Annotated in this window: 21 protein-coding genes; 12 read left to right on the forward strand and 9 right to left on the reverse strand. The window is 67.7% G+C overall.

All coding sequences use genetic code 11. The annotated features are described in order from the left end of the window. Positions 1 to 100: 100 nt before the first annotated feature. Complete coding sequence (locus AC07XS_RS07250) at positions 101 to 1030, reverse strand: LysR family transcriptional regulator (protein WP_054764807.1); 930 nt, start codon at positions 1028 to 1030, stop codon at positions 101 to 103. A gap of 93 nt (positions 1031 to 1123) precedes the next feature. Here AC07XS_RS07250 and AC07XS_RS07255 point away from each other — a divergent pair, with 93 nt between their 5' ends. The 10 genes from AC07XS_RS07255 (at position 1124) to AC07XS_RS07300 (ending at position 13288) form a co-directional block, all read left to right on the forward strand. Next, the gene (locus tag AC07XS_RS07255; protein ID WP_182714148.1) at positions 1124 to 2626 is read left to right on the forward strand and encodes a CoA-acylating methylmalonate-semialdehyde dehydrogenase; all 1503 of its coding nucleotides are present in this window, start codon (positions 1124 to 1126) and stop codon (positions 2624 to 2626) included. 143 nt (positions 2627 to 2769) lie between these two features. Further along, positions 2770 to 3909 carry an isobutyryl-CoA dehydrogenase gene (locus AC07XS_RS07260; protein WP_182714147.1) on the forward strand — a complete coding sequence of 380 codons (1140 nt, stop codon included), beginning with the start codon at positions 2770 to 2772 and terminating at the stop codon, positions 3907 to 3909. Positions 3910 to 3975: 66 nt separating this feature from the next. After that, positions 3976 to 4257, forward strand: coding sequence for a type II toxin-antitoxin system Phd/YefM family antitoxin (locus tag AC07XS_RS07265; protein WP_182714146.1), 282 nt, complete (start codon positions 3976 to 3978; stop codon positions 4255 to 4257). Next, positions 4238 to 4648 (forward strand): type II toxin-antitoxin system VapC family toxin, encoded by a 411-nt coding sequence (locus AC07XS_RS07270; protein WP_182714145.1) that lies wholly within the window; start codon positions 4238 to 4240, stop codon positions 4646 to 4648. Before AC07XS_RS07265 ends, AC07XS_RS07270 begins: the two co-directional genes overlap by 20 nt. 7 nt (positions 4649 to 4655) lie before the next feature. Then, a complete protein-coding gene (locus AC07XS_RS07275; protein WP_182714144.1) occupies positions 4656 to 5702 on the forward strand; it encodes an enoyl-CoA hydratase/isomerase family protein in 1047 nt (348 codons plus the stop codon). Positions 5703 to 5753: 51 nt separating this feature from the next. Further along, the gene (mmsB, locus tag AC07XS_RS07280; RefSeq protein WP_182714143.1) at positions 5754 to 6656 is read left to right on the forward strand and encodes a 3-hydroxyisobutyrate dehydrogenase; all 903 of its coding nucleotides are present in this window, start codon (positions 5754 to 5756) and stop codon (positions 6654 to 6656) included. 242 nt (positions 6657 to 6898) lie between these two features. Continuing rightward, positions 6899 to 7396 (forward strand): RNA polymerase sigma factor, encoded by a 498-nt coding sequence (locus AC07XS_RS07285; RefSeq protein ID WP_182714142.1) that lies wholly within the window; start codon positions 6899 to 6901, stop codon positions 7394 to 7396. Beyond that, positions 7393 to 8361 carry a FecR domain-containing protein gene (locus AC07XS_RS07290; protein ID WP_182714141.1) on the forward strand — a complete coding sequence of 323 codons (969 nt, stop codon included), beginning with the start codon at positions 7393 to 7395 and terminating at the stop codon, positions 8359 to 8361. Before AC07XS_RS07285 ends, AC07XS_RS07290 begins: the two co-directional genes overlap by 4 nt. A 112-nt stretch (positions 8362 to 8473) precedes the next feature. After that, on the forward strand, positions 8474 to 11728 hold the full coding sequence (locus AC07XS_RS07295) for a TonB-dependent receptor (RefSeq protein ID WP_182714140.1): 3255 nt from the start codon (positions 8474 to 8476) through the stop codon (positions 11726 to 11728). Between the two features lie 66 nt (positions 11729 to 11794). Next, positions 11795 to 13288 carry a CehA/McbA family metallohydrolase gene (locus tag AC07XS_RS07300; RefSeq protein WP_182714139.1) on the forward strand — a complete coding sequence of 498 codons (1494 nt, stop codon included), beginning with the start codon at positions 11795 to 11797 and terminating at the stop codon, positions 13286 to 13288. Between the two features lie 29 nt (positions 13289 to 13317). Here the strand turns inward: AC07XS_RS07300 and AC07XS_RS07305 are convergent, their stop codons facing one another. The 3 genes from AC07XS_RS07305 to AC07XS_RS07315 form a co-directional block, all read right to left on the reverse strand. Beyond that, on the reverse strand, positions 13318 to 15456 hold the full coding sequence (locus AC07XS_RS07305) for a TonB-dependent receptor plug domain-containing protein (protein ID WP_182714138.1): 2139 nt from the start codon (positions 15454 to 15456) through the stop codon (positions 13318 to 13320). 104 nt (positions 15457 to 15560) lie between these two features. Next, positions 15561 to 16040, reverse strand: coding sequence for a PraA/PraB family alkane oxidation protein activator (locus AC07XS_RS07310; protein WP_156314155.1), 480 nt, complete (start codon positions 16038 to 16040; stop codon positions 15561 to 15563). A gap of 217 nt (positions 16041 to 16257) precedes the next feature. Then, positions 16258 to 19254, reverse strand: coding sequence for a TonB-dependent receptor (locus AC07XS_RS07315; RefSeq protein ID WP_182714137.1), 2997 nt, complete (start codon positions 19252 to 19254; stop codon positions 16258 to 16260). Positions 19255 to 19479: 225 nt separating this feature from the next. Here AC07XS_RS07315 and AC07XS_RS07320 point away from each other — a divergent pair, with 225 nt between their 5' ends. After that, positions 19480 to 21150, forward strand: a complete 1671-nt coding sequence (locus AC07XS_RS07320; protein WP_182714136.1) for an FAD-binding dehydrogenase — start codon at positions 19480 to 19482, stop codon at positions 21148 to 21150. Position 21151: 1 nt separating this feature from the next. Here AC07XS_RS07320 and AC07XS_RS07325 read toward each other — a convergent pair whose 3' ends face one another. Beyond that, a complete protein-coding gene (locus AC07XS_RS07325) occupies positions 21152 to 21604 on the reverse strand; it encodes a DUF2147 domain-containing protein (RefSeq protein ID WP_182714135.1) in 453 nt (150 codons plus the stop codon). Next, the gene (locus AC07XS_RS07330) at positions 21604 to 22389 is read right to left on the reverse strand and encodes a Coq4 family protein (RefSeq protein WP_321208034.1); all 786 of its coding nucleotides are present in this window, start codon (positions 22387 to 22389) and stop codon (positions 21604 to 21606) included. The genes AC07XS_RS07325 and AC07XS_RS07330 overlap by 1 nt, the downstream gene beginning before the upstream one ends. 59 nt (positions 22390 to 22448) lie before the next feature. On the opposite strand from AC07XS_RS07330, the gene AC07XS_RS07335 reads away from it, so the two are divergent. Next, positions 22449 to 23063: a TetR/AcrR family transcriptional regulator gene (locus AC07XS_RS07335; protein ID WP_182714134.1), complete on the forward strand. Its 615-nt coding sequence runs from the start codon at positions 22449 to 22451 to the stop codon at positions 23061 to 23063. A gap of 4 nt (positions 23064 to 23067) precedes the next feature. Here AC07XS_RS07335 and AC07XS_RS07340 read toward each other — a convergent pair whose 3' ends face one another. The 3 genes from AC07XS_RS07340 to AC07XS_RS07350 all read right to left on the reverse strand — a co-directional run. After that, a complete protein-coding gene (locus AC07XS_RS07340; RefSeq protein WP_182714133.1) occupies positions 23068 to 24975 on the reverse strand; it encodes a PAS domain-containing sensor histidine kinase in 1908 nt (635 codons plus the stop codon). Next, positions 24976 to 25788: an alpha/beta fold hydrolase gene (locus AC07XS_RS07345; protein ID WP_182714132.1), complete on the reverse strand. Its 813-nt coding sequence runs from the start codon at positions 25786 to 25788 to the stop codon at positions 24976 to 24978. 70 nt (positions 25789 to 25858) lie between these two features. Further along, the coding region (locus AC07XS_RS07350) for a hypothetical protein (protein WP_321208033.1) at positions 25859 to 26042 on the reverse strand (184 nt) is incomplete at its 5' end.

Consider the following 26042-nt stretch of genomic DNA (forward strand, 5'->3'; position numbering starts at 1 on the left):
GGTATTCGAAGCTCCCGTCCGGAACATGCGAGTCCAGGAGGAAGGGTCGCTATATAGGCGAGACCGTCCTCAAACGCGATGATGCGCGGGACAGCGGCCGTCAGCGCCGCTTCGATCCCTGTCGAGCCGGACGGTCCTGATCGGACCCGCGACGCTCGTGGGGAGACAGTCGTGTGCGGTGCATGTCGCAGATGTCCTTTATCCAGGCGTGAACAGCCTTGATCCGTGCACTGCCGTGGACCTCCCGGTGGGTGCTGAGCCAGAAACGACGCTCTATCCAGAGGTCTGGAAGCACGCGTTGGAGGCCGGTCGCCATGAAGCAGGGCAGGACGCCGATTCCCCCGTTCCCGGCGATGATTTCCCTCTGCGCGCGGATGGATGAAGAGGAAAGGACGGGCTTCAAACCCGGTGAAACCTCATCGAGATACCTGAGCTCCGGCGCATAGATCAGATCCTCGACATAGCCGACGATGTCGTGCCCGGTCAGGTCATTGGCGTCCTGGGGCGTCGGGTGTCGCTCGAGATACTCCGGCGAGGCGTAGAGCCCGAGCTGATAGGGCGTCAGCGGCTCCACGACCAGGCGAGCGCTGTCGGGCGCGCTCAGGGTGACGGCCATATCCACCTCGCGACGGCTGGGAGAGAGAAAGCCCGAACTGGCCGCCAGTTCTATCCGGAGATGAGGATGCTGTCGGCGAAGCCCGGAAAGGGCAGGCGCCAGGATGGTGGCGCCGAATCCCTCGGCGGCGCTGATCCGCACGGTGCCCGCGATGCGATCGGGATGGCCGACGCTCGCCGCAGCTTCCATCGCCACCTCAGCCTGGGCGCCCGTTTCGAGGAGGTAGGCGCCGGCGGCTGTCAGCCGAAGGCCGCTTTTGGACCTCACAAGCAAGGTGGCCTTCAGGGCCGACTCCAGCCTCGCGATCCGGCGGCCCACGGTCGCCGCGTCAATCCCGAGCCGGATGGACGCTGTCGAAAGGGAGCCGCTGCGGGCTGCGGCGAGGAACACTCGGAGATCGTCCCAATCGAACATGCGGAAATGCAATCTCAAACACGCAAAAACGCAGTTCAAGTCCGTAGATGAACAGTCTAGGTCTGGGCAAGATAAAAAAAGGCAGGAACGCTCATGCGCGACATCAACCATTTCATCGACGGCGCCGTCTTCGCGGGCGCGTCGGGCCGGTTCGGCGAGGTGTTCGATCCCAATACGGGGGCGGTTCAGGCGCGGGTCCAGCTGGCCGCGGCCGGCGAGGTCGATCGCGCCGTCCAGGCGGCCCAGAACGCTTTCGAGGGCTGGTCCAGCACCAATCCCCAGCGTCGCGCCCGGGTCATGTTCGACTTCAAACGCCTGGTCGAGGCGAACATGAACGAACTGGCCGAACTGCTGTCCAGCGAGCACGGCAAGGTCATCGCCGACTCCAAGGGCGACATCCAGCGCGGGCTTGAGGTGATCGAGTTCGCCTGCGGCATCCCCCATGCGCTGAAGGGCGAATACACCCAAGGGGCCGGGCCCGGCATCGACGTCTATTCGATGCGCCAGCCGCTGGGCGTGGTGGCGGGCATCACCCCGTTCAACTTCCCGGCCATGATCCCGATGTGGATGTTCGGCGTGGCGATCGCGGTGGGCAACACCTTCGTGCTGAAGCCGTCCGAACGCGATCCGTCGGTGCCGGTGCGGCTGGCCGAACTGATGCTGGAGGCCGGGGCGCCCAACGGCGTGCTGAACGTGGTGCATGGCGACAAGACCGCGGTCGACGCCATCCTGACCCATCCCCTGGTCCACGCCGTCAGCTTCGTCGGCTCGTCCGACATCGCCCACTATGTCTATCAGACAGGCGCGGCCAACCATAAGCGGGTCCAGGCCATGGGCGGGGCCAAGAACCACGGGATCGTCCTGCCTGACGCCGACATGGATCAGGTGATCAAGGATCTGGCGGGCGCGGCCTATGGCTCGGCCGGCGAGCGCTGCATGGCCCTGCCGGTGGTCGTGCCGGTCGGCAAGAAGACGGCGGACGAACTCCGTGAACGGATGGTCGCCGAAATCCCCTCGCTGCGGGTCGGCGTCTCGACCGACGCCGGCGCCCACTACGGTCCCGTCGTCACGGCCCAGCACCGCGAGCGCGTCGCCGGCTGGATCGAGAAGGGCGTCCAGGAAGGCGCCGAACTGGTCGTCGACGGTCGCGACTTCAGCCTGCAGGGGCATGAGAAGGGCTATTTCATCGGCCCGTCCCTGTTCGACCATGTGAAGCCCGAGATGTCGTCCTATCAGGAGGAGATCTTCGGCCCGGTGCTCCAGATCGTCCGCGCCGAAACCTTCGAGGAGGCCCTGGCCCTGCCGTCGAACCACCAGTACGGCAACGGCGTCGCCATCTTCACCCAGAACGGCCGCGCAGCCCGCGACTTCGCCGCCCGGGTCAATGTCGGCATGGTCGGGATAAACGTGCCTATCCCGGTGCCGGTCGCCTATCACACCTTCGGCGGCTGGAAGCGTTCGGCCTTCGGCGACATCAACCAGCACGGCATGGAAGGGGTCCGCTTCTGGACCAAGACCAAGACCGTGACCGCCCGCTGGCCCGACAGCGCCCTGGAGCATTCGGACAGTTCGTTCGTCATTCCGACGATGCGCTGACCCTTCGCCGCCGTCACCCTCGGGCTTGACCCGAGGGCCGGATTGTCCGCGCTTGTGCGCCGACGCGGATGAACAGACGCGCCCGCCTCCGATCCTCGGGTCAAGCCCGAGGGTGACGGGGTCGGGGCGGGGAGTGACGATAGATGGACTTCGCCCTTACCGACGACCAACGCGCCATCCAGGACGCGGCGCGCGCCTTCGCCGAGGCCGAGCTGGCGCCCCATTCGGCCCGCTGGGACGAGGAGAAGCAGTTCCCCGTCGAAGTGATGAAACAGGCGGCCGAGATGGGCTTCTGCGGCATCTATACGGCCGAGGAACACGGCGGCATGGCGCTCGGCCGGGTCGAGGCGGCGCTGATCTTCGAGGAGCTGTCGCGCGGCGATGTGGCGACGGCGGCCTTCATCTCGATCCACAATATGGCGACCTGGATGATCGACCGGTTCGGGTCGGACGCTCTGCGCGCGCGGTTCGTGCCGTCGCTGGTCGGGATGGAGAAGATCGCTTCGTACTGCCTGACCGAGCCGGGCTCCGGCTCCGACGCGGCGGCGCTGCGGACCACGGCGGTGCGCGACGGCGACCACTATGTGCTGAACGGCTCAAAGGCCTTCATCTCGGGCGCGGGGACCAGCGACCTCTATGTCGTCATGGTCCGCACCGGCGGCGAAGGCCCCAAGGGGATCAGCGCCCTGGTCGTCGAGGCCGGGACGCCCGGCCTGTCGTTCGGGGCCCAGGAGCGGAAAATGGGCTGGAACGCCCAGCCGACCGCCATCGTCCAGTTCGACGACTGCCGCGTGCCCGTCGCCAATCTGCTGGGCGAGGAGGGGGCGGGCTTCCGCTACGCCATGGCCGGTCTGGACGGCGGGCGGCTGAACATCGCCGCCTGTTCCCTGGGCGGGGCGCGGCTGGCGCTGGAGACGGCGCAGGACTATGTCGCCACCCGCAAACAGTTCGGTCGGCCGATCGGCGAGTTCCAGGCGTTGCAGTTCCGCCTGGCCGACATGGCGACCGACCTGGAGGCGGCGCGGCTGATGGTGCTGCGCGGCGCCTGGGCCATCGACGCCGACCATCCGGAAAAGACCAAATGGTGCGCCATGGCCAAGCGAATGGCCACCGACGCCTGTTTCCACATCGCCGACGAGGCCCTGCAACTGCACGGCGGCTACGGCTATCTGAAGGACTATCCGCTGGAACGGATCGTGCGGGATCTGCGGGTCCACCGCATCCTGGAAGGGACCAATGAGATCATGCGGGTGATCATCGCGCGGGAGATGGGGCGGTCATGACGCCGCCTATGGCTCCAGCCCCTTGGACGGTTTATGTTCTGACCATAATGGTCAGGAGGCGGAGCCATGCGTGAGATCGGAGTGCTGGAAGCCAAGACCTCGTTCACCAGCTTGATCGCCGAGGTGGAGCGGACGGGCGAAGAGGTGCTGGTCACGCGACGGGGGCGGGCGGCGGTCAAGATCGTGCCGGCGTCGCCGCAGCGCCGGACCCGGTCGCCGGAAGAACGCCGCGCCATAGCCGAGGAGATCATCGCCTGGCGCGACGCCCAACCCATAGACTCGACCCTGGCGGAGATGAGCTGGGACGAGCTTAAAAAAGTGATCCGCGATGAAGACCGTCACGATTGACGCCTCCTGCGCGATCAGCTGGCTGTTCGCCGAACAGCGCACACGGGCGGCGGATCGATTGCTGCTGGACGAGGCGATTTATCGGACGGCGCCGGATGTGTTCGCGTGGGAGATCGGCAACTTCATCTCATTGCGGGTGGGGCGAGGCCGCGCCGATCTTGACCCGTTGCGCGAGAAGCTGGGTCAGCTGGACATTCGCGTGACGCCTCCCAGGGACAGCGAGGCGACGTTGGCCCTGATCGGTCCGTCCGTGACGCACGGACTCAGCCTGTTCGACACCGCCTATCTGCTTCATGCCTTGGGCAATGGGGGGGCGCTGGCCTCCCGAGACGCTGCCTTGTTGGACGCCTGCCGCGCCGTCGGCGTCGATGTTTTTGATTTGCGGGATTGAGCCGAGAATGACCACCGAAGCCGAAATCATCGCCCGCATCGAGAACGGCGTGGGCCGCATCACCCTGAACCGGCCCAAGGCGATCCACGCGCTGAACCGGCCGATGTGCGAGGTCATGACCCAGGCCCTGCTGGCCTGGCGCGACGATGCGGCGGTCACGTCGGTGCTGATCGACCATGCCGGCGAGCGCGGCTTCTGCGCCGGGGGCGACATCCGCACGCTCGCCGAGAGCGGGGCGGGCGATGCGTCGGAGGCCAGGGCCTTCTTCCTGGCGGAATATCGGCTGAACCATCTGATGTTCGACTATCCCAAGCCGATCACGGCGATCGTGGACGGGATCGTCATGGGCGGCGGCGTCGGGATATCGGAACCCGCCGCCATCCGCGTCGCCACCGAGCGGACCACCTACGCCATGCCCGAGACGGGCATCGGCCTGTTCCCGGACGTCGGCGGCGGCTGGTTCCTGCCACGCCTGCCGGGCCAGACCGGCGTCTGGCTGGCGCTGACGGGGGCGCGGCTGAAGGCGCAACAGACGATCGAACTAGGCATCCACACCCACTATGTTCCGTCCGATCAGATCGAGGCGCTGAAGGCGGACATAGTGAAGGGCGACGCGCCGATCGCGGTCGCCGAACGTTACGACTTCCGCATTCCGCCGGGCCTTTCGGACCACCGCGCGGCCATCGACCGGCTGTTCGCCTTCGACACGGTCGAAGAGATCTTCGCAGCCCTGGAGGCGGACGGTTCGGACTGGGCCCTGGCTCAGCTGGCGGTTCTGAAGACCAAGTCGCCCCAGTCGTTGAAGGTCTCGCTGCGCCAGATCCGCACCGGGGCCAGGCTGACCGCCTTCGCCGACAATATGGCGATGGAATACGCCCTGGGCGGCCGGATGGTGCGGACCCACGACTTCCAGGAGGGTGTCCGCGCGGTGATCGTCGACAAGGACAATGCGCCGAAATGGTCCCCTGCGGACCTGTCGGGCGTTACCGAGGCGACGCTGGCCGCCCTGTTCGCGCCTCTGCCTGAACATGAACAATGGACGCCGCTGCCCTGACAGCGTCCCCGCTTTCGCGGGGATGAGCGGGCGACAATAGGGAGAGAGACCATGACCAAGATCGCCTTCATCGGCCTGGGCAATATGGGCGGGGGCATGGCCGCCAACCAGGCCAAGGCCGGCCACGCCGTCGCCGCCTTCGACCTGTCGCAGGCGGCCCTGGACAGGGCTGCCGCCGCCGGCTGCACGCCTGCGGCTTCGGTCGCCGAGGCCGTGCGCGACGCCGAGGTGGTGATCACCATGCTGCCCGCCGGCCCCCATGTGCATAAGGTCTATGCCGAACAGATCATTGGGGCGGCGCCGTCCAGCGCCCTGCTGCTGGACTGCTCCACCATCGACGTGGAGACGGCGCGCAAGGTGGCGGGCCTGGCCAAGGCGGCCGGCTACGCCTTCGCCGACGCGCCGGTGTCGGGCGGGACGGCGGCGGCCGATGCGGGAACCCTGGCCTTCATGGTCGGCTGCGACGAGGGCGACTTCGCCCGGGTCGAGGCGGCGCTGGAGCCGATGAGCCGGATCACCATCCGCGCCGGCGATCACGGCGCGGGCCAGGCGGCCAAAATCTGCAACAACATGCTCCTGGGCATTTCGATGCTGGGCGCGTGCGAGGCGATCGCCCTGGCCGAGAAGCTGGGCCTGGACCCGGAGCGCTTCTTCGAGATCGCCTCCAAATCCTCGGGCCAGTGCTGGAGCGTGACCAGCTATTACCCCTGGCCCGGCCCCGTACCCGCCGCCCCGTCGAACCGCGGCTATCAGGGCGGATTCGCCACCGCCATGATGCTGAAGGATCTGAAACTGGCCCAGGACGCGGCGGCCAAGTCCGGCGCCTCCACCCCCCTGGGCGCCCAGGCCGAGGCCCTCTACGCCCTGTTCGACGGCCTGGGCCACGGCGGCCGCGACTTCTCGGCCATGCTGCAGATGCTGCGCGGACGGCTGGACGCGCTGGAGGTCCAATGATGGCCGACACCCCGGCCCCAGGCGCTGAATTCGCTGGATTCGGCCCTGTTCGCCGGGCGAGGCGCCGCGCCAAATCAGCCGCCTGATGCGGGAAGGGTGAAACGCGGTCGCGCTTTTCCGAGCGGTTTCGCCCTCTTGGGCCGATCTTTGGTTGAAAGCCGAGGGCGGCCGTCGAGGCGTTATGAGTCTGTCAAAAGCGCCTGCTAAGCCCGGCTCCGGGTCTGGAGAGACGGGCGACAGTCTTGGACGATCACGCGCGCTTCTCCGAAGCCTTGGAAATCGACGGGCAGCGCCGGCCGTTGATGCGATTTCTGTCGCGTCATGTGCGAGATGAGAGCGTGCGCGAGGATCTGGTGCAGGAAAGCCTGGTCCGCTTGCTGCTGTTTTCCCGTCGACACGCCGTCCAGAACATCTCGGCGGCGGCCAGGACCATCGCCTGGAACGTCATGCGCGACCACTTCCGCCGCCGTCGCCGTGTCGAGGCCGAGCCCTTGAGCGACGGCCAGAGCAGCGATGCGCCCCTGCCGGACCAGATGCTGCTGCACAAACAGCGGCTTCAACAGTTCGTCCAACTGCTCGAAGAGATGCCGCCGCTGCGTCGGGAAGTCTTCATCCGGCGTCGACTGCACGGCCAGACTCATGCGGAGATTGCCGAGGCTCTGGACCTGACGCCGGATGCCGTGGAAAAACACATCGTGCGCGGCATGCGGCAGTTGTGCGAAGCGATCGACCAGAGATGACCTCCTCCCTCAAAGATCAGGCCGCGCGGTGGGTGGACCAGGGCGGCGGCGCCGAGGCTTTGAACGACTGGCTCCAGGCTTCGCCCGAACACAGGCGCGCCTATGATCAGATCGATCAGACGATGCGCGATCCCGCGCTGGTCGAGGCCATGCGGCTGCACGACGCCCGACCCAAGGTCGTCGGGTTGCGCCCCCAGGCGCGCGCAGGGGCCTTCACACGCCCGGTCCGGGGCTGGACGCCGGCCCTGGCGGCCGCCCTGGTCGCCGGCCTGCTGCTGGCCGGCGTCTTGAGCGCGCCGCCGCTGCGCGAGCGGCTCTATCCGGTCGCGGCGCCTAGGTCGCCTCTGTTGGTGGCCACAGCGCCCGGACAACTGCGGACGATCACCCTGTCGGACGGCAGCCGAATCCACCTCAACGGCGACACCCGGCTGAGCCTGGCGCAGCAAGGCGGCGGACGACATGCGCGGCTGATCCGGGGCGAGGCCCTGTTCGACATCCGCCACGACCCGGAACGGCCCTTCGTCCTTGCGCTGGATCACGGCTCGCTGACCGATCTGGGAACCACCTTCAATGTCAGCATCTCCGGCGATCAGGCCGCCGTTCAGGTCTATTCCGGCACGGTTCGACTGAAGGGTGAGACGGGGGTGGCGACGCTGAACGCCAATCAACAGGCCGATTTGACCCGAGGAGTCGTCGGATCGGTCAGCGGCTTCGACGCCCAGGCCGGCGACTGGCGGGGCGGTTGGATCGAGGCGCGCGATTGGCCGCTTCACCGCGTGGTCGAGGCGCTGAGACGGCGCAGCGGCGTCGCCATCGTCGTGGCCAGCCCGGCCCTGGAGTCCAAACGCATCACGGGCCGGGTGCGGCTGGACACCCCGCGCGAGGATCTGGACGCCCTGGCCGACCTGCACGGCTTCGTCGTTCGAGAACGTTCGGGCGGTCTGGTGCTGACCCAGGGCGGCTGAGGCGAAGGCGCCTTTCACAAAACCTTGTCAAAACTCCCTGTCCGGTTTCGCCGGGCCCCGGCGTCGTAACTCCCGTCATCTCGGCCAGAGCGCCGGAATATCGGGGGATAGAATGACCAAACGGATCTACGACTTCCGCGCCTCGGCCCTGGCCGTGGCGCTCGCCGCCGGCGCCTGCGCCGCTGTGGCCACGCCTGCGGCCGCCGTCGCTCCGGCGGCGTCCGACGCCGCGGCGCCGATCGCCTTCAACATTCCCCCCGGCGCGCTGGGCGAGGCTCTGATCCGCCTGTCGCGCGCCACGGGCCTTACTGTGGTCGCCGACCCTGAGGTCGTCGCGGGGCGGACGACGCAGGGCGCGGTCGGCCGCCTGACCGTCGAGCAGGCGCTGGATCAGCTTCTGCGCGGCCAGGACCTGTCCTATCAGCGCAGGTCCAATGTCGTAGTCATTCGGCCTGCGGCGCGCGCACCTCAGGCGGCGGCGGATCGCGCCGTTCGCCAAGCCGATCAGCAAGCCGCAGCGCAGCTGGAAGAGGTGGTGGTGGTCGGCACCCGCCGCGACGCCGGTTTCAGAGCGTTCCAGGCGATCCAGCCCGTGTCGATGCTGTCGGCCGCCGACCTACAGCATACCGCCACCCACAACGCCGCCGAGATTCTGGGGCTTCTGCCCAGCGTCAACGTCATGCAGAACGGCAGTTCCTTCCTGAGCGGCAGCAACGCCTATGCGATCGACGGCGCCTCGCGCGGCGAAGGCCAGTTCGTCTCGATCCGGGGCATGAACGCCGAATACAATGTGACCCTGCTGAACGGGGTGGAGGTGGCCCAGGCCCAGGCCTACTCCCGCGCGGTGCAGCTGAACCTTCTGCCGCCCGCGGCGGTGCAGACCGTGGTCTTGCGAAAGACCTCCACCCCCGACATGAACGGCGACGCAATCGGCGGGACAATTGATTTCCGCACCCCCACCGCCTTCGACTCTTCGGGACGGTCGCGCGGGTCGTTCAGCGTCAGCGGGCGTCTTGAAAGCCAGGCCCTGCGGCTGGACGCGGACGGCGCCGGTCAGGGCGTCGCCGCCGAATACGGCCGCAAGCTGGATGCGGAGGAACGGTTCGGCGTCTACGCCAGCGGCTATTATTCGGTACGAAACTACGCCAATTCGCTGATGGGCGGATTGCAGGCTGCGGCCAGCGGCGACGATTCCCGCGCCTATGCCGTGGTGGACGCCGACGGGAACAATCCCGCCGGGGTCGACCCGATCTCCAACATCCTCCTGGCGGGGATGAACATCGGCGTGTCCAGCGGCCGGACGGAGATGTGGGGGGGAACGCTTTCGCTGGATTGGCGGCCGGACGCCGACACCAGCGTCTATCTCCGGGGAACCTCCGCCCGCTATTTCACGACCCAGAACTCCAGCCTGAACCAGATCATCGGCGAACACGCCGTCAATCGCGAGGGGCGCAGTCCGTTCAAGACCGACCTGGACGGGAATTTCATCCTCGACAGGAACGGCGCCAAGATCGTCAGCGACAATGTGTACAAGACCGACGCCGCAGGCGGCTACATCCTGGATGCCGACGGCAACAAGGTCTTCCAGGGCAAGTACATTGACCTGGGCGGCGGTCGCTACGGCACCACAATTCCCTTCGTCTCGAACCGGCTCTGGTACGAGACCAACCCGGAACGGGCGGAGCTGATCACCCTGTCTCTGGGCATGGACAAACATGCGAACGGCTGGACGTTCGCTCCCAACGCCTTCTATTCACAGGGGCGCAACGATCGCCCGGACCATCTGGAGCTTTGGACCACTTCGGTGCCGATCGGCGGCGCCAGCGCCGGGGCCTCCCCGTTCGGACGGCCGACCCTGGTGAGCTATAATTCCAGCGGCTACCCCGTGCCCCAGCTGACGCCGGACATGGAAAGGGCGGCCTCCAGTCCCGGCTCCATGCCCGCCGCCTGTTGCTACGAAAAGACCACCGGCCTCAGCGAGCAGACCAAATACGGCGCCAAGCTGGACGTCAGCCGCGAAAGAGACGGCGATTTCGCCCGTCTGATCAGCGGGGGGCTTCGGTATGTGCGCAGCAGCCGCGACGTCAGCAACCGCGACTGGACGGTGAACGAACCCAATCCTTTAGCCACGATCGCCGATGATCGCCGACTGCTGAAGGGGTATTTTCCGGGCTTTCCCGGCCAGTACGACTATCCGATCCCCGATTTCGATCTGGATGAACTGTCGCGTCGCTTCGGCGCCCTGACCGACACCCAGGCCAAGCTGGACGCCGCCAGCGACATCTGCACCGGAAGCGACGCCGCCTGGAAGGTCGTCACCAACGAGAACTGCAACACCCTGAGCGGCAGCGAGGCGGTGTGGGCCGGCTATATCAACACCTTGTCCGTTTTCGGCGACGCCCAGGTGGTGGCGGGCCTGCGTTATGAAAAGAGCATCATCCACAACCGCTACTGGGTGCGCCAATGGAATGAGGCGGGGGACGAGGTTCTGGGCGCCTTCGACAGCAACCGATCCGCCTATTCAAAACTGCTGCCCAGCATCGCCCTGACCTATCGCCCCAGCGATCGCTCCGTCTATCGCGCCAGTCTTTGGACCAGCTACACCCGGCCGCCCTTCTTCCAACTGGGGGGATCGGCGACCCAGACCTATGATCCGGCGACGCGCGTGACCTCGATCACGCGCGGCAATCCGGACCTCAAGGCGATCGACGCGATCAATTTCGACGTCAGCGGCGGGTGGACCTTCGATCAACACGGCTATCTGAACGTCGGCGCCTATTACAAGCACCTGTCCAACTACATCTACGGCAGCGGCTCGAACTATGTGAACTCCGAACGCGGCCAGGTCAGCCGAGTCATCGTCAACCAGCCCCGTAACGGCGGCGACGGGGATCTGTTCGGCGTCGAGTTCGAAGGGCAGCAGAAGCTGGGCGCGCTGAACCCTGTGCTCGAGGGTTTCTCCATCGGCGGAAATCTGACGCTGCAGCATTCCGAAGTCGACATCGGCGCCGAGTGGGGCCGCCATCAGCGCATGCAGAACGCGCCGAACGTGACCGGCAATATCGGCGTCTTCTATGCCGACGACCGCTTCACCCTGGATCTTCTCTATCGCTACACCAGCGACTTCCTGCAGAAGTATGATCTGTTCTCGACGGGCTCGAGCTGGAGCGACGTCTGGGTCCGCCCGACGAGGCGGGTCGATCTGCACGCGGGCTATCGTCTGGGCGCGGTCGATCTGGATCTTTCGATTGCGAACCTGACCGGAACCCACAGCTATTGGTCGCATGTCGGCCGCAACAGCTCCGCCATCTCCGACATCGTCCAGTCGGGACGGACGGCCCTCCTGACCGCCAAGTACAGCTTCTAGTCCAGCCTTTCCGGCGCGCGGCGACGCCGCGCGCCGTCCCGGCTCTGATGAAGAGGAAAGATCCTCATGAAAACGCCGCTCTGCGCGACGCTCGCCGCGCTCGTCCTTTTCGCCGCCGGCTCGGCCTTGGCCGCCGACCGCCGCGTCGATCCTCCCGAACAGGTCATCACCGGCCGTCTGACTCGCGCCGATCACCAGACCCACCGCGAAGTGGTCTTCACGGTGCCGCCCGGCGCCACCCGGGTGACCGTCCGTTTCCGCTATCTCAGGCGCACCCAGGATGCGGGGGTCGATATCGGCGTGTTCGACCCTGAGCGCTTCAGGGGTTGGAGCGGCACGACGCGCGACGTCTTCACCCTGTCCGCAGAAGAGGCGACGCCGGGCTATCTGCCCGGCCCGCTGCCGGCAGGACGTTGGCGGCTGGTTCTCAGCGCCTCGCAGATCCGCCCCGGCGCCGAGATCGAGTACGAGACCCGCGTCGCCGTCGAAACCCGCCCTCGCCCGGTCGAGTTCGCAGACGCCCCGATCAATCCCGCGCCGGGCTGGTATCGCGGCGATTTCCACGTCCACACCGGCGATTCCGACGGCAGCTGCGCGGCCCAGAGCGGACGGGAGACTCACTGCCCCGTCTATCGCGCCGTCGAAACGGCTGCGGGCCGAAACCTGGATTTCGTCGCCATCACCGATCACAACACCACCGCCCACTACAATGAGATGCGCGAGTTGCAGGAGCATTTCGACAAAATGCTTCTGGCGCCGGGGCGGGAGATGACGACCTTCTTCGGCCACGCCAATGTCTTCGGCCTGACGCAGTTTCTCGAATATCGGATGACGCAGCCCGACGCCGCGGACGCCTTGTCGTGGATTCAGGCGGCCAACGACTCCGGCGGCCTGGTGTCGGTCAACCACCCCGGCGTAGCGACCGGAGAGGAATGTATGGGCTGCGGCTGGTCCGTCGATCCCCTTCCACCCGGCTCCATCGGCGCGGTCGAGGTGGTGAACGGCGGCACCCTGGACGAGTTCGGCACGCCCGAGGGCCCTAAACAGGGGTTCGACCTGTGGGACCGACTGCTCAATCAGGGCGAACACGTCACCGGGATCGGCGGCAGCGACATCCACAATCCGGACCTTCCGACCGAACGTCTGGGCACGCTCGGCTCCCCTACCACGGCGGTCTATATGCCCGAGCTTTCGGTCAAGGGGCTGCTGGCGGGCGTCCGATCCGGGCGGGTGTTCATAGATATCGACATGCGGCCTGATCGGCTGCTGGATCTACGGGCGGAGGCGGGGCCCGCCCGGGCCGAGATGGGCGGATCGCTCCCGCTGGCTCGGGGAGCGACGGCGACCTTCTTCGTCACCGCGCGCGGCGTGCCCGGCGGGCAGATCGAGGTGATCGAGGACGCGGCTCTGGTTCCGGCCCTGGCCCGTCCGACCCCGGCGGAGGGCGAGGCGAGCTTCGCCGTATCCGGAGATGGCGCGCGCCACTGGATCCGGGTTCAGGTCCGCGACATCCACGGTCGCCTCGTCCTCATCGGCAATCCGATCTACATCACGCCCTGACGCAGGCTCTCGCTGTGGGGCCTCCACATCTAGAACCGCTGGCCCAGGGTGATCTCGATGCGGCGGCCGACGGGGTCGCGGCTGTCGCGCCCGTAGCCGGGGGCGGGTGCGCCGTCGGCGAGGCGGGCGGAGGGGCGTTCGTCGGTCAGGTTCTGGATCGACAGCTCCAGCCGCGCCCCTTCCGCCCGTCGCCCGGACACGTCCCGGAAGAGGCGATAGGTCGCCTTCAGGTCCAGGCGGGCGAAGTCGCTGATCCGCAGGTCGGCCGGGCCGTCTTCACCGATGGTCGCCCGGCTGCGATAGCCCGCCGTCCACCGGCCGGTGACGTCGATCTTCAGCGGCCCCTTCATCCGGCTGAGCGTCCATCCCAGGTCCTGGCCGGACACGCCGCCGCCGTCACCGGCCAGACGATCCAGGACCGGCAGGCCCCGGCCCAGCTCGGTCCGGTCGGTCAGCCGCCAGGTGTGAAACAGGTTGACCGTCCAGGTCGCGGCGGAGGCCTCCGGATCGACCGGCGGGTTCAGGCTCAGACTGGTGGTCAGAGACCGGGTCTCTGAAGCCGTGGCGTTGAAGGGGCGCAGGTCGATCCGAACGAGACGGCCCGACGCATCGCGCAGGAACCGGTCGGGATAGGCGGCCTCGGTCTGTGGCGTCGGCTGAAGACTCGACGAGATCCCGTCGCGCGTGCGGGCCAGGGACAGGCCCTGGTTGAAGCCGACGCTCCACCGGGTGAAGGGGCCCAGCGACAGGTTTAGAGCCGCGCCTTCGGACTGGGCGGCGGTCAGGTCGGGATTTCCGCCGACCAGGGTCTGGACCTCGACCGCCTGGCCGGTGCGGAAGTCATAGACGACGGCGTTCGGGCCCCGGCGCGGCGGGGCGAAACGGTCCAGGTCGCTGGGCGCGGTCAGGGTGCGGTTCCAACTGGCGCTGAGGCTGATCTGGTCGCGCGGCTGCCAGGCGGCGCCCAGGTCCAGACTGTTTCCGCCCCCGGCGTCGGTGTCGCGGCCCCCCGCGCCCAGGCTGACGGACAGGCCGCCCAGGCTCACGCCCCCGATTTTCAGGGTCTTCGCCTCGCCCTCGAGACCAGGCGGCGGCGCAGGCTGGGACAGGGGGACGGTGATCTGCCCCTGCCAGGCGGAGGCCGTCGTGGCGCGCCGGTCCGCCTCTCCCCCAGTCTCCGTCCGGGTTCGGTTCCGGTTCGCATCGGCGGACAGATTGACGGCGATCGGGCCGGCGCCCAGGCCCGGCAGGCTGCGGTTCAGGGCGACCGCGCCGCTCCAGCTCATCAGGTCGGTCTGGGAAGGCGTCGGGCCTTCGGCCTCGACGACATCGGCCGTGGCGAGGAGATTGACCTGGGCGGTCCAGTCGAGAACCGAACCGCTGAGGCCGCTGCGCACCTCCCAACGGCGGGTGTCGGTGGAGAGAACCGTCAGGCCGTCGGCGTCCCGCGCGGTCGATCGGCTGGAGGTCTGGCTCGCCGAGGCGTTCAGGCTGGCGGCCCAGTCGCCCAGGCTGCGGTTGAAGGCGGCGTTGGCCGACAGAAACCGGCTCTCGGGCGTCAGGCTGACGCCCGCGCTGTCGGGGTGATCACGCAGATAGGCCTGGCGATCATCGGCGAGAAGCGCAGAGACGTCGCGCAGGGTCAGGGTCAGGTTGGTGATGTTGCGGTCCTGGAGCCCGGACTGGCGCGCCGTGGCGGAAAGCTCGCGGAATCCTCCGGCGGTCGGAGCGGCCGCCGTCAGGGCGCCGTCGCGGCTGGCGAAACTGCGCTGAAGGACCAGGTTGAAGACCCGGCCGGAGGGAGAGCCGCCGTATTCCGCCGCCGAACCGGCCGGCAGGACCTCCAACCGCTCCAGGGCGTCGGGCGGCAGGTCCAGAAAGACGGAGGGGTCCGGCATGCGGACGCCGTTGATGATGATCACGGGCGGCTGGCCGGGGCTGAACTGACGCGCGGCCTGGCCCAGGACGTCGCCGACGCTGCCGCCGGCGAGGGCGTCGATGCGGGCGGCGTCATATTCATACTGGGGCGGGGTGCGCGCCGCTCCTCGCCGGGCGGCCACCTCCACGTCGGGCAGGACGGTCACCGGGGGCGGATCGGCCTGCGGCGCTGGCGTCGCCTGGACGGCGGCGGCGCTGAACCCGGCGAGCGTGAGACAGAGGGAGATCACAGGGACAATCTAGGAGCGAGCCGGACCGCGCGGAAAGAAAAAAGGCCGGGCGTCGCGGACGCCCGGCCAGGCTTTCAGGTTTAGGATCCGGGGACCAGCCGAGCCTAGAGGATTTGCAGACCCGGAATACGGATCGAGCCGCTGACGATGGTGCAGTTGCGACCGCCGGCGTTCACGGGGGGCAGGACGTTGTTGTTGAAGGTCGCCGTGCTGGTCGCATTGTTCCAGGCGACCACCACCGTGCCGTAGCAGGGATCGTTGGCCACGGTGTTGGCGCCGATGGTCAGGGCGATCGAGGTGGTCGATCCCGGCACCACGGCCGCGCTCCAAGCGCCGGACGGCGCAACGGCCAAGCAGGCGATGCCGCCGGGCGAGATGCTGCGAGTCGGGATGGGCGCGCTGGTCGCGCTCAGCGGGCTTGCGGTGATGGAGACGTTGCAGGTGACGCTGATCGTTTGCGACAGGGTCACAGAACCCGATCCGGATACGCTGCCCGAGCTGGGCGAGAAGGATTGGGCGAAGCTGGGGGAAGCGACGGCGACGGAAGCGAGCGCCGCAGCGGCGATGGAAAGCGTCTTGATCATGATAGTCCTCCCTTTGAGTGGGTCCTTGGTCGGACCCGTTGAGCGTGTGTTCACCCGCTAGGGGCGATGTACTTACAACGCGGAAGGTAGGTCGGAGTCAAGGAGAAATACGTATATTTTTCAATGATATAAAACGACATAAGGCCGTCCGATCGGCGTCTCTCGACGCCGGGGACGGCCTCACAGGGCGGCCGGGAAGACCGGCCTGTCGTCAACCTCAGAACGACTTGGTCAGCCGCACGGCGAACAGCCGCGGGTCCAGGGTGAAGACGTTGGTCGTCAGCCCAGTGTCGTCCGAGTTGGTGAAGGCGTCGACGATGGGCGCATCGTCGAAGACGTTCTTGACATAGGCCTGGAGCTTCAGGCCTCGCGCCTCATTGGTCAGGGACACCGAGAGGTTCAGATTGTCCCAGCCCTCCAGCCGGTCGTATTCAGTGTTGTAGACGCGGAAGAAGCTCTCGCCCTGGCGATAATAGTCGCCGCGCAGGGTCAGGTCCCAATCGCCCAGGAACCAGCTGTACTGGGCCCCGATGTTGGCGGTCCAGTTGGGCGAGTTAGGAAGTTCATTGCCGCCCAGGTCGGCCTCGAAACCCCGCCCGCCGTTCGGCGCCTCGGTCAGGGGATCATAGGTGAAGCCGTAGAGGGCCCAGAAGGGAAGGATGGACTCGAAGTTGGGGTTGAAGGTGCCGAACCGCGACGAGCCGGCGCACAGGGCGCTCAGCGCCAGATTGGCCGCATCGGGTCCGAAAGCGCTGTTGAGGATGGTCTCAGCGTAGGCGCGCGGGGCGATGCAGTTCGACGGCACCTGGATCCAGGGACGGATGGTGATCCAGTCGGGGTCGCCTTGGGTGCGGTCCATGACGTTGATGGACCGCTCGCCGTCGGCGATGCGGGACTTCAGATAGCCGAGATTGCCGTCGATCTGGAAACTGGGCGTCGGCCGGTAGACCGCTTCAAGCTCCAGACCCCAGATTTCAGCGTCGAAATTCTCATTCAATGAGATGCGATCGACGATCTGGGAGACCTGATAGTCTTTGTAGTCATAGTAGAAGCCGGTCGCGTTCAGCCGCAGCGCCCCGTCCATCAGCGTATTCTTGGCGCCGATTTCGAAGGCGTTGACGTATTCGGGCTCAAAGGTGCTGGCCAGGGGCTGATACTGGACGACCTTGGGGTCCAGCTCCAGGCGAGGCGGGTTGGTGCCGCCGCCCTTATAGCCGCGGGAGAAGGAGGCGTAGACCAGGGTGTCGTCGGTGAAGGACAGATCGGGTGTCCAATCCAGCACGATCCGGCCGGTGACCGCCTCCCACTTCTGTTCGATGTCCGGCAGGGCGTAATAGCCCCGACGCACGAATCCGCCCGACCCCGGACCGGACCCGCCGCCGAGCGGCGCGCCCAGCAGCAGCTGGCTGGGATAGGGTGTCGTGTCCTTGCGGTCCTCGGTATAGCGCAGGCCGGTCGTCAGCCGCAGTTCCGGCGTCAGGTCCCAATAGCCCTCGCCGAAGACGGCCCAGGAGCGGGTGTGGACGACGTTCTTGCTGCGGAAATAGTTGTGACCTTCGCCGTTGATTTCGCTCAGCGGATTGGGGTCGACATAGACGCATTCGAACACGCGATCGTCATCGCAGGGTACGGTTTGCGAACTTCCGTCCGGACCCAGCTCGAAGTTGTAGAAATATTCGGCGAGGTAGGAGAAGGTGTTGTTGAAAACGTAGTAATCGTCCTGCGACTTGAAGTCCAAATAGTTGGCGCCGAGGCTGAAGTTGAAATCGCCCGCCATGTCGGACTGAAGGCGGAACTCCTGATACCATTGTCGATTGTCGGACTGGCTGATGTCGGCCGACAGGATCCGGTTTGACGGCCCCAGTTGCGGATCGGTGTAGACGCCGCCGGGCGCGGCCGGCGACGGAATCAGGTCGCCGAAGAAATCGAACACCTGGCTGCTGTCCGAGAAGGCGGGGTTGGAGACGTAGCGCGCATAGTCCTGCGACGCATAATAGTCGTCCTTGGCGTAGGCGGTCTGTGAGAACAGGGTCAGGGTGTCGGTCAGGTCGAATTCGAGATTGACCTGGACGACGTCGTTCTCGGCCCGGAAGACGGGATCGTAGTTGGTGGCGATCTCACGCAGGTCTCGCGACTGCACGACGCCCTCATAGGGGTCGAAGCCCTGTGGGATCGGATAGACGCTGGCGCCGTTTGCGTCGAAGCCGCCCAGGCTGAAGAAACCGGACAGCAGCCGGATCGGCCCGAAGGAACCACCGTTGGGCGCCCCATAGGCGGCGTCGGAATACAGTGAACCCGGCAGACAGCCCTGGCTCAACTGATCTTGATTGTAAGGGGTGGTGATGGTCGCCGATCCGACCTGGGTCGGGCCCGGATCGGTGGTGCACAGCTGTTTGCCGGTGCGGGAGCGGTGGTCGTCTTCCTCGAAATGCTCCCAGATCGCATTGGCGCGGAACCGCGCCGTCGGCTCCCACCGGGCCGACAGACGGGTGGTGAACAGGTCGCGGTCGTTCACATGGGTGTCGTTGAAGCTGTTGTAGTCGAAGCCGTCGCGCTGGGTGAAGCCGAAGGCGCCGCGCACGGCGAAGGTGTCGCCGAAGGGGACGTTGAGCATGGCCTGGCCGCGCCGGCTGTCATAGTTGCCCAGTTCCCCGGCCGCGAAGCCCTCCGACCGGAACTTGGGCAGTTCGGGGAACATGTTGACGACCCCGCCGGTGGCGTTGCGGCCGTAAAGCGTACCCTGCGGCCCGCGCAGCACCTCTACCCGGGCGACGTCCAGATACTCCTGCTCGAACAGGCGGTTGCGGATCAGGGGAGTGTTGTTGAAGCTGACGGCCACGGCCGGGTCGCTGGAGGCGGACACCGCCTTGGTCCCGATCCCGCGGATCGAGAAGTTGTACATGCTGAAGTTGGATTTGGAGAAGGCCACGTTCGGCACGGCGCGCAGCAGTTCCGAGCCCCCTTCAATCTGCCGCGACGCCAGGGCCTCGGCCGACAGGGCCGAGACGGCGATAGGCACGTCCTGAACCGACTGTTCGCGCTTCTGGGCGGTCACGATGATGTCGTCCACCACGGCGGGCGAGGTCTGACCTGCCTGCGGCGCTGGAGCTGCGGGCGGCGTCGTCTGGGCCAAGGCGGGGGCTCCAGCCATCAGCAGGGCTGTGACGGAGACCGAGAGCGCAAGGCGCGCGCGAGTGCGGACGGCTGAAACCATGTGATCCTCCCTGAGCACGCCGGGCTGAGACGGCGTCCTGATGTGCGTTTCCTCCCGCCTGATGTTTCCGCTCGACGGGGCGGGGCCACCGGCGGTTGTCGCCAGCTTCGCACTACTCACTCTCATGTCAATACCTATTGACAATGATGTCGGTTGACGGCCATCCGCAGACGGTGCGATTTCAGACTTTCGCGAGGGCTGAGGGCGCGGATCAGGAGGGACGAAATGGACTGTGACGCCATAGTCGTCGGGGCGGGCCTGGCCGGCCTGGTCGCCGCCAATGAACTGGTCCAGGCCGGGCGCAAGGTGGCGGTGGTGGATCAGGAGAACGCCGCCAATCTGGGCGGCCAGGCCTATTGGTCCTTCGGCGGCCTGTTTCTGGTCGACAGTCCCGAACAGCGGCGTCTGGGGGTGCGCGACAGTTTCGACCTGGCCTGGTCCGACTGGCGCGGCAGCGCCGGCTGGGACCGGCTGGACGGCGCCCTGGCCGAGGACGAATGGGCCGCCCGCTGGGGCCGGGCCTATGTCGAGTTCGCCGCCGGCGAAAAGCGCGACTGGCTGCGCCGCCATGGAATCCGCCTCACCCCCATGGTCGGCTGGGCCGAACGGGGCGACGGCCGGGCCCAGGGGCACGGCAACTCCGTCCCGCGTTTTCATGTGCCCTGGGGCACGGGGACGGGCGTCAGCGGTCCTTTCGCCGCCCGCGCCCTGGAGGCCCAGACCCAGGGGCGGCTGACCTTTCACTTCCGCAGTCGGGTGGATCAGCTGATCGTCGAGGCCGGCCGCGTGACCGGCGTGTCGGGCGTCCGCCTGGCGCCCAGCGAGGCTCCGCGGGGCGCGGCCTCCAGCCGCGAGGTCGTGGGCGATTTCACCCTGCGGGCGCCGTCGGTCCTGATCGCCACCGGCGGCATCGGCGGGAACCACGACAAGGTGCGCCGCTTCTGGCCCAAACGGCTGGGACGGCCGCCGCGGACGATGGTCACCGGCGTGCCCGCCTATGTCGACGGACGGGGGTTGGACATCGCCGAGGCGGCGGGCGCCCGCCTCGTGAACCGGGACCGGATGTGGCACTATGTCGAGGGGCTGCGGAACTGGAACCCGATCTGGCCCGGACACGGCATTCGCATCCTGCCCGGCCCCTCGTCCCTGTGGCTGGACGCCCTGGGGCGGCGACTGCCTTTCCCCGCCCTGCCGGGCTATGACACCCTGTCGACCCTGCGCTATCTGCGCACAACGCCGGACCTGGCTGAGCACGACCATTCCTGGTTCATCCTGACCCAGTCGATCATCGAAAAGGAGTTCGCCCTCTCTGGCTCGGAGCAGAACGGCGACATCACCTCGGGCGACTGGCTGCGGGTGCTGAAGACGCGGCTGGGCAAGGGCGCCTCGCCCGAGGTCGAGGCCTTCAAGGCCAGGGGGGCGGACTTCGTGGTGGCCCGGGATCTGGAGACCCTGGTGGCGGGCATGAACGCCCTGACGCCGACGCCCCTGCTGAAGGCCGAGGCGGTGCGGCGGGTGGTGGAGGCGCGCGACGCCCAGATGGCCAACCCCTTCGCCAAGGATCTGCAGGTCCAGGGGGTCCACAACGCCCGTCGCTATCTGGGCGACCGGCTGGCGCGGGTGGCGAAGCCGCACCGTCTGCTGGACCCGGCGGCCGGCCCCCTGATCGGGGTCAAGCTGAGCGTTCTGACGCGCAAGAGCCTGGGCGGCGTGCAGACAGATCTGGACAGCCGGGTGTTGCGGGCCGACGGAACGGTGCTGGAGGGTCTCTATGCGGCGGGCGAGGCGGCGGGGTTCGGCGGCGGGGGCGCCCACGGTTACAACGCCCTGGAGGGCACCTTCCTGGGCGGCTGCCTGTTCACCGGACGGGCCGCGGGCCGCGCCATGGCGGGCTGATCTAACGCAGCCGGGTCCAGGTCTGGGTCCGGCACAGAAGGGGGGCGATACAGCCGCGCACCGCCAGTCGGCCGCCCTCCATCAGGGTCAGGGTTCCGCGCGACGCGCGCTGGCCGCTGTCCGGATCATAGAGGGGGCCGCCGGACCAGGTCGTGGGGCCGCCGGTGAAGCCGTCCAGAACGCGCAGCCCCCTGAGCGGCCGGCTCCGCAAGTCCGGGTCGCGGTTGCGCACATCGGTCTGATCGGGATTTCGACGCAGGGGGGCGGCGTCCACCACTCGGCCGCACAGGGCGGCGCCGCAGCGGTGGATTTCGACCACCCCGCCCTGGGCGGCGGTGCGCCACCGCCCAAGCAGCGGATTGTCCTGGGCCGAGGCCGGGGCGGCGGCCATCACCGCTCCGGTCAGGACCCCGCCGGCTAAGGTCAGGGCGGCGGGCCAGGTCGGGCGACGCATCAGCCCCGGACCAGCAGGCGGTTGCGGACCTCGACCGGGATGCGGTCGTAGAGGGTCGGCCCTCCCAGGCCCAGCCGCTCCCGCGCCTGATCCAGCGGCTCCGCCATCAGGGCCTCATAGTCCAGGGCCGGCAGCCAGGCCGCCTTCCGCCCCCGGCGCCACGCCTCGAAGACGGCGCGGGCGCAGGGATAGCCGGTGCGGGCCTTGGTCATTTCGACGGCGGCGCCGATGGCGATCAGGCCGAAGCCCTTGCTGCCCGTCTGGGGCAGGGACAGGGCGACCACGCAGGCCTCGCCCAGCGCATCCGTGCGATAGCCCGCCAGAACGTGCCACAGGTCATGGATGTCGCGCAGGCGCCGGGCGTACCAGGCGTAGGGATGGGCCGCCTCGATCTCGGTGTCGGCCACCTTGCGGCTCTCGTTCGCCAGGCCGTAGGCCGACAGATTGCGTTCGTCGATGAAGTCCAGATAGGCGCGGCCCACCGATCCGGCGGGCATGGATTCCAGCCAGGGGCGGTCGTGCAGCCGGTCCGCCAGCTCGACCATCTTGAAGGCCTGGCGCGCGCCCTCGGGCGTCTCCAGCATGCGCATATAGCCGCGTCGCACCGAGTTTCCGGCCAGGGCGTTCATGATCTCGAACACCTGGGTGGTGTCTTCCTTGTTCGCGATCAGGCGGCGCAGGGCGCGAAAAGCCCGGCCGATCTCGATCCGCCGGGGGCGCCCCATGCCGTCAGCGCGGGGCCGCGCATCGACCAGGGCGTCGTCCATCATCAGTTCAGCCGTCACTTGCTCTCTCCGGGCGCTGAGCTTAACCAGTGCTATCTACATGGATGTAACTAACAACAATGTCAATAGAGCGCGTCCGTCGCCGTCGTCGCACCCCTGAAGAAGCCCGCCTGGAGGTCCTGGCTTGCGCCCGTGCGCGCTTGCTGGCCGGGGGGCCGGACTCCGTCACCCTGAAGGCCGTCGCCGACGACCTGGGCATGACCCACGCCAATCTGATCCACCATTTCGGCTCGGCCGAGGGGCTTCAATCGGCCCTGATGGGGTCGATGGTGGCGGATCTGTCGAACGCCCTGGACGCCGCCATCGCCAGGCTGCGCACCGACGAAGGGGCGCCGCTGGAGCTGATCAACGCCGTCTTCGACGCCTTTGCGGAAGGCGGGGCGGGCAAGCTGGCCGCCTGGATCGTGCTGAAGGGCGACCTGACCCATCTGGAACCGGTCCGGGCGGCGGTGAACGGTCTGGTCGAGGCCATCCGCGACAAGCTGGGCGATCCCATGACCGCCTCGCCCAAACAGCTGTCCTCGGCGGTTCTGTTCATCGCCCTCAGCGCCTTCGGCGAGGCCCTGATCGGCCCGCCTCTGCGCGACATGCTGGATCAGGACGAGGACGCCAGCCGCCAGGTGGTCGCCGGCCTGCTGCCCTATTTCCTGCTGAAGGCCGAGCGGGGGGAGTAGCCGTTCAGGCGGCTCTCCACGCCTGTTCCGCCGCCGCCTGAAGCACGGCGCCGACGGTCTGCAACAGCACGGCGGCGCCGACGGGCTTGCCCAGCACCTCTGCGGCGCCGGCGGCCCGCGCCTCGGCGACTTCGGGACGCGAGACGTTGGCGCTGACGACGATCATCGGGGGCGGGCAGGGGTGTTCGGACCGAATCGTCCGCATCGCCGTCAAACCGTCCATCACCGGCATCTGAACGTCCATCAGCACCAGGTCGAAATCCATTGTCCGGCTCAGTTCGACCGCTTCCAGCCCGTTCTCGGCGCAGGTGACTTCCGCGCCCGTAGCGGCCAGAACCGCGTTCAGCACCGCCAGATTGGCGGGATTGTCGTCCACGGCCAAGATGCGGAGGGCGGCGGGCTCCGCATCGGTCGCGGCGGACCTGACCCCGGGCGTCGACAGCAGAACCGCCGGCGCGCGCAAGGTCACGCGGCTGCCGACGCCGATCGTGCTCTGGGCGGTCAGTTCGCCGCCAACGGCGCGGGCCAGGCCGTCGGCCAGAGCCAGGCCCAGACCCATGCCGCCGTGTTTCCGTGTCGCGGTGACGTCGCGCTGATGGAAGGGGCGGACGAGGGCGTCGAAACTGTCGATGTCGAAACCGCAGCCGGTGTCGGCGACGCTGAAGACCAGGGCGTCGTCTTCGTATTGGACATCCAGAGAAACTGCGCCGGTCTCGGTGAACTTCACCCCATTGGCGACCAGCTGGATCAGGATGCGCTTCAGGGCGTCGCCGTCGGCCGAAACCTGGACGTCGGCGCCCGTGTCCGGGCCGCTCAGGACGATCGGCCGGTCGCCGATCAGGTCGGCGCATTCCGTCAGCACCTCGTCGCACAGGGTCCGCACCGACAGGGGCGACGACTGGGGCGTGAAGCCTCCGCCTTCCAGCTGGGAGAAGTCCAGCAGGGTGGTTATGCGGCGCGTCACCTCGGCCCCGGCCTGGGCCACGGTCTCCAGCGCCTTGTGGGCCGCCTCGGGCAGGGCGTGTCCGCGCAGCAGTTCCAGCGGCGCCAGGACGCTGTTCAGCGGCGTGCGCAGTTCATGGCTCAGATTGGCCAGGAAGCGCGACTTGGCCGCGTCGGCGGCGGCGGCGGCGTCGCGCGCGCGGACCAGGGCTGAGACGTCGAAGTTCATCAGCAGCAGGCCGCCGATCGCCCCTTCGGCGTCGCGCCAGGGTATGACCGCCCATTCGAACCACATGTCGACCAGGGCCGAGCGGACGGGCCCGTCGCTGCTCATCGCCTCTCCGGCGAGGGCGCGGGCGTAGACCTTGGGCCAATCGATCTGGGCCGGGCGCGCCCTGGCCGGCGAGTCCACCCTCTGTCCGACCATGTCCTGCGCCGGTCGGCCGTAGGTCTTTTCCCAGGCCTGGCTGACGCCGGTCGCCACCAGGTCGGCATCCGTCATAATCAGGGGCACAGGGCAATGGCGCACAAAGGCGGAGATCACGTCGCGGGCGGACCGGCGTTCCGCCTCGGCGCGCTTTTCGGCCAGGGGCGCCGCAGCCTCATAGGCGCGACGAACGGGCGCGCGCGAGACGCACAGTTGAATCAGCGGCCCTTCGGTCCCCAGGGTCTGGGCGGCGCTGACCATGACCGGAATCCGGTCGCCGTTGGAGGCGAGCACATCCAGGGCCAGCTCCTCCAGCCGCCCGCCCATCGCCAGCTCCTGACGAAGCCGCGTCTGAACCATGATCCGGCTGGCGGGCGTCAGATGATCGACCAGACGGCGATCCTCGGCCTGGTCTCCGGCGGGCAGGTCCAGAAGTTCGGCCAGATAGTCGTTCAGCCACAGCAACCGACCATGGGGATCGACCAGGCCCAGGCCGCCCGGCGCCTGGCTCAACAGATCCAGCAGGACGGACGGACTTTGCATCTAGGCCGCCAGGTCCAGCGGCGGCAGGTCCAGATGGCGACGCAGGGCCGCCTCGACCAGATCGGGTTCGGTCATATGGGGACAGTGGCCCTCGGTCGGCAGGACGACCCGGCGCGCCTGGGGGATGTGGCGCTCCATCCAATCCCCGACGAAGGTCGGCGCCACGGCGTCGTCGCGGCTGTCCAGCAACAGGGTGGGGAGAGCCAGGGCCGCAAAGGCGTCGCGGTCGTCGGCGTGGAAGGTGGTGCGGGCGAAATGGCGGGCGATGTCGGGATCGACCCGGCACACGCTGGCGCTCCAGTCGGCCTGGCCATGAGCCGCTGACGGCCCGAGGATCGCGGGCGCCACGGCCGTCGTCCATTCGGCGATGTTCTTGTCCATCAGGGCCAGCAGATCGGCGATGTCAGCCGGGGCGAAACCGCCGCGGTAGCCTTCGGCGTCCGTATAGCGGGGCGAACCGCACACCAGGGCCAGGGACTGGAACAGGTCGGGTCGCCGGACGGCGGCGATGACGCCGATGCTGGCGCCCACCGAATGGCCGATGAAGACGACCGGACCCAGGCCGACCGCCTCGATCACCTCGATCAGGTCGTCGGCGTAGCCGCCCAGATCGGCGTGACGTTCGGGATCGAAACAGGCGCTGTCCGAGGCGCCGGCGCCGACATGGTCGAACAGGACGATGCGGGCCACGCCGTCGAACCGATCGGCGACCGATCTCCACATGCCCTGGTCGCAGCCGAAGCCGTGCGAGAACAGAAGAACCGGACCGGAGTCGCCAATGACGCTGACGTTGTTGCGGTTCAGAATGGTCATGGACGTCGTCCGCTCAGCTTTGATCTGCGACGACTTTCCTGCCGACCCGAGCAGCTTTGCCGCAAAAACCTTAAGATTCCGCCTCTTGCGCCTCGCGCTTTTCGACCGGTGTTCGGTCAAGCCGCAGGTCTTGCGACGGCTTTTGATCGGAACGGGCGCGGAGGCGTCCGTGTTGTTCAGGGCGACCCAGTGAAAAGGAGACGTCATGGCCGATCGTTTGACGATGCAGGACCCCCGCGACCAATACCCCCGCC

Source organism: Brevundimonas sp. GW456-12-10-14-LB3 (assembly GCF_059424365.1).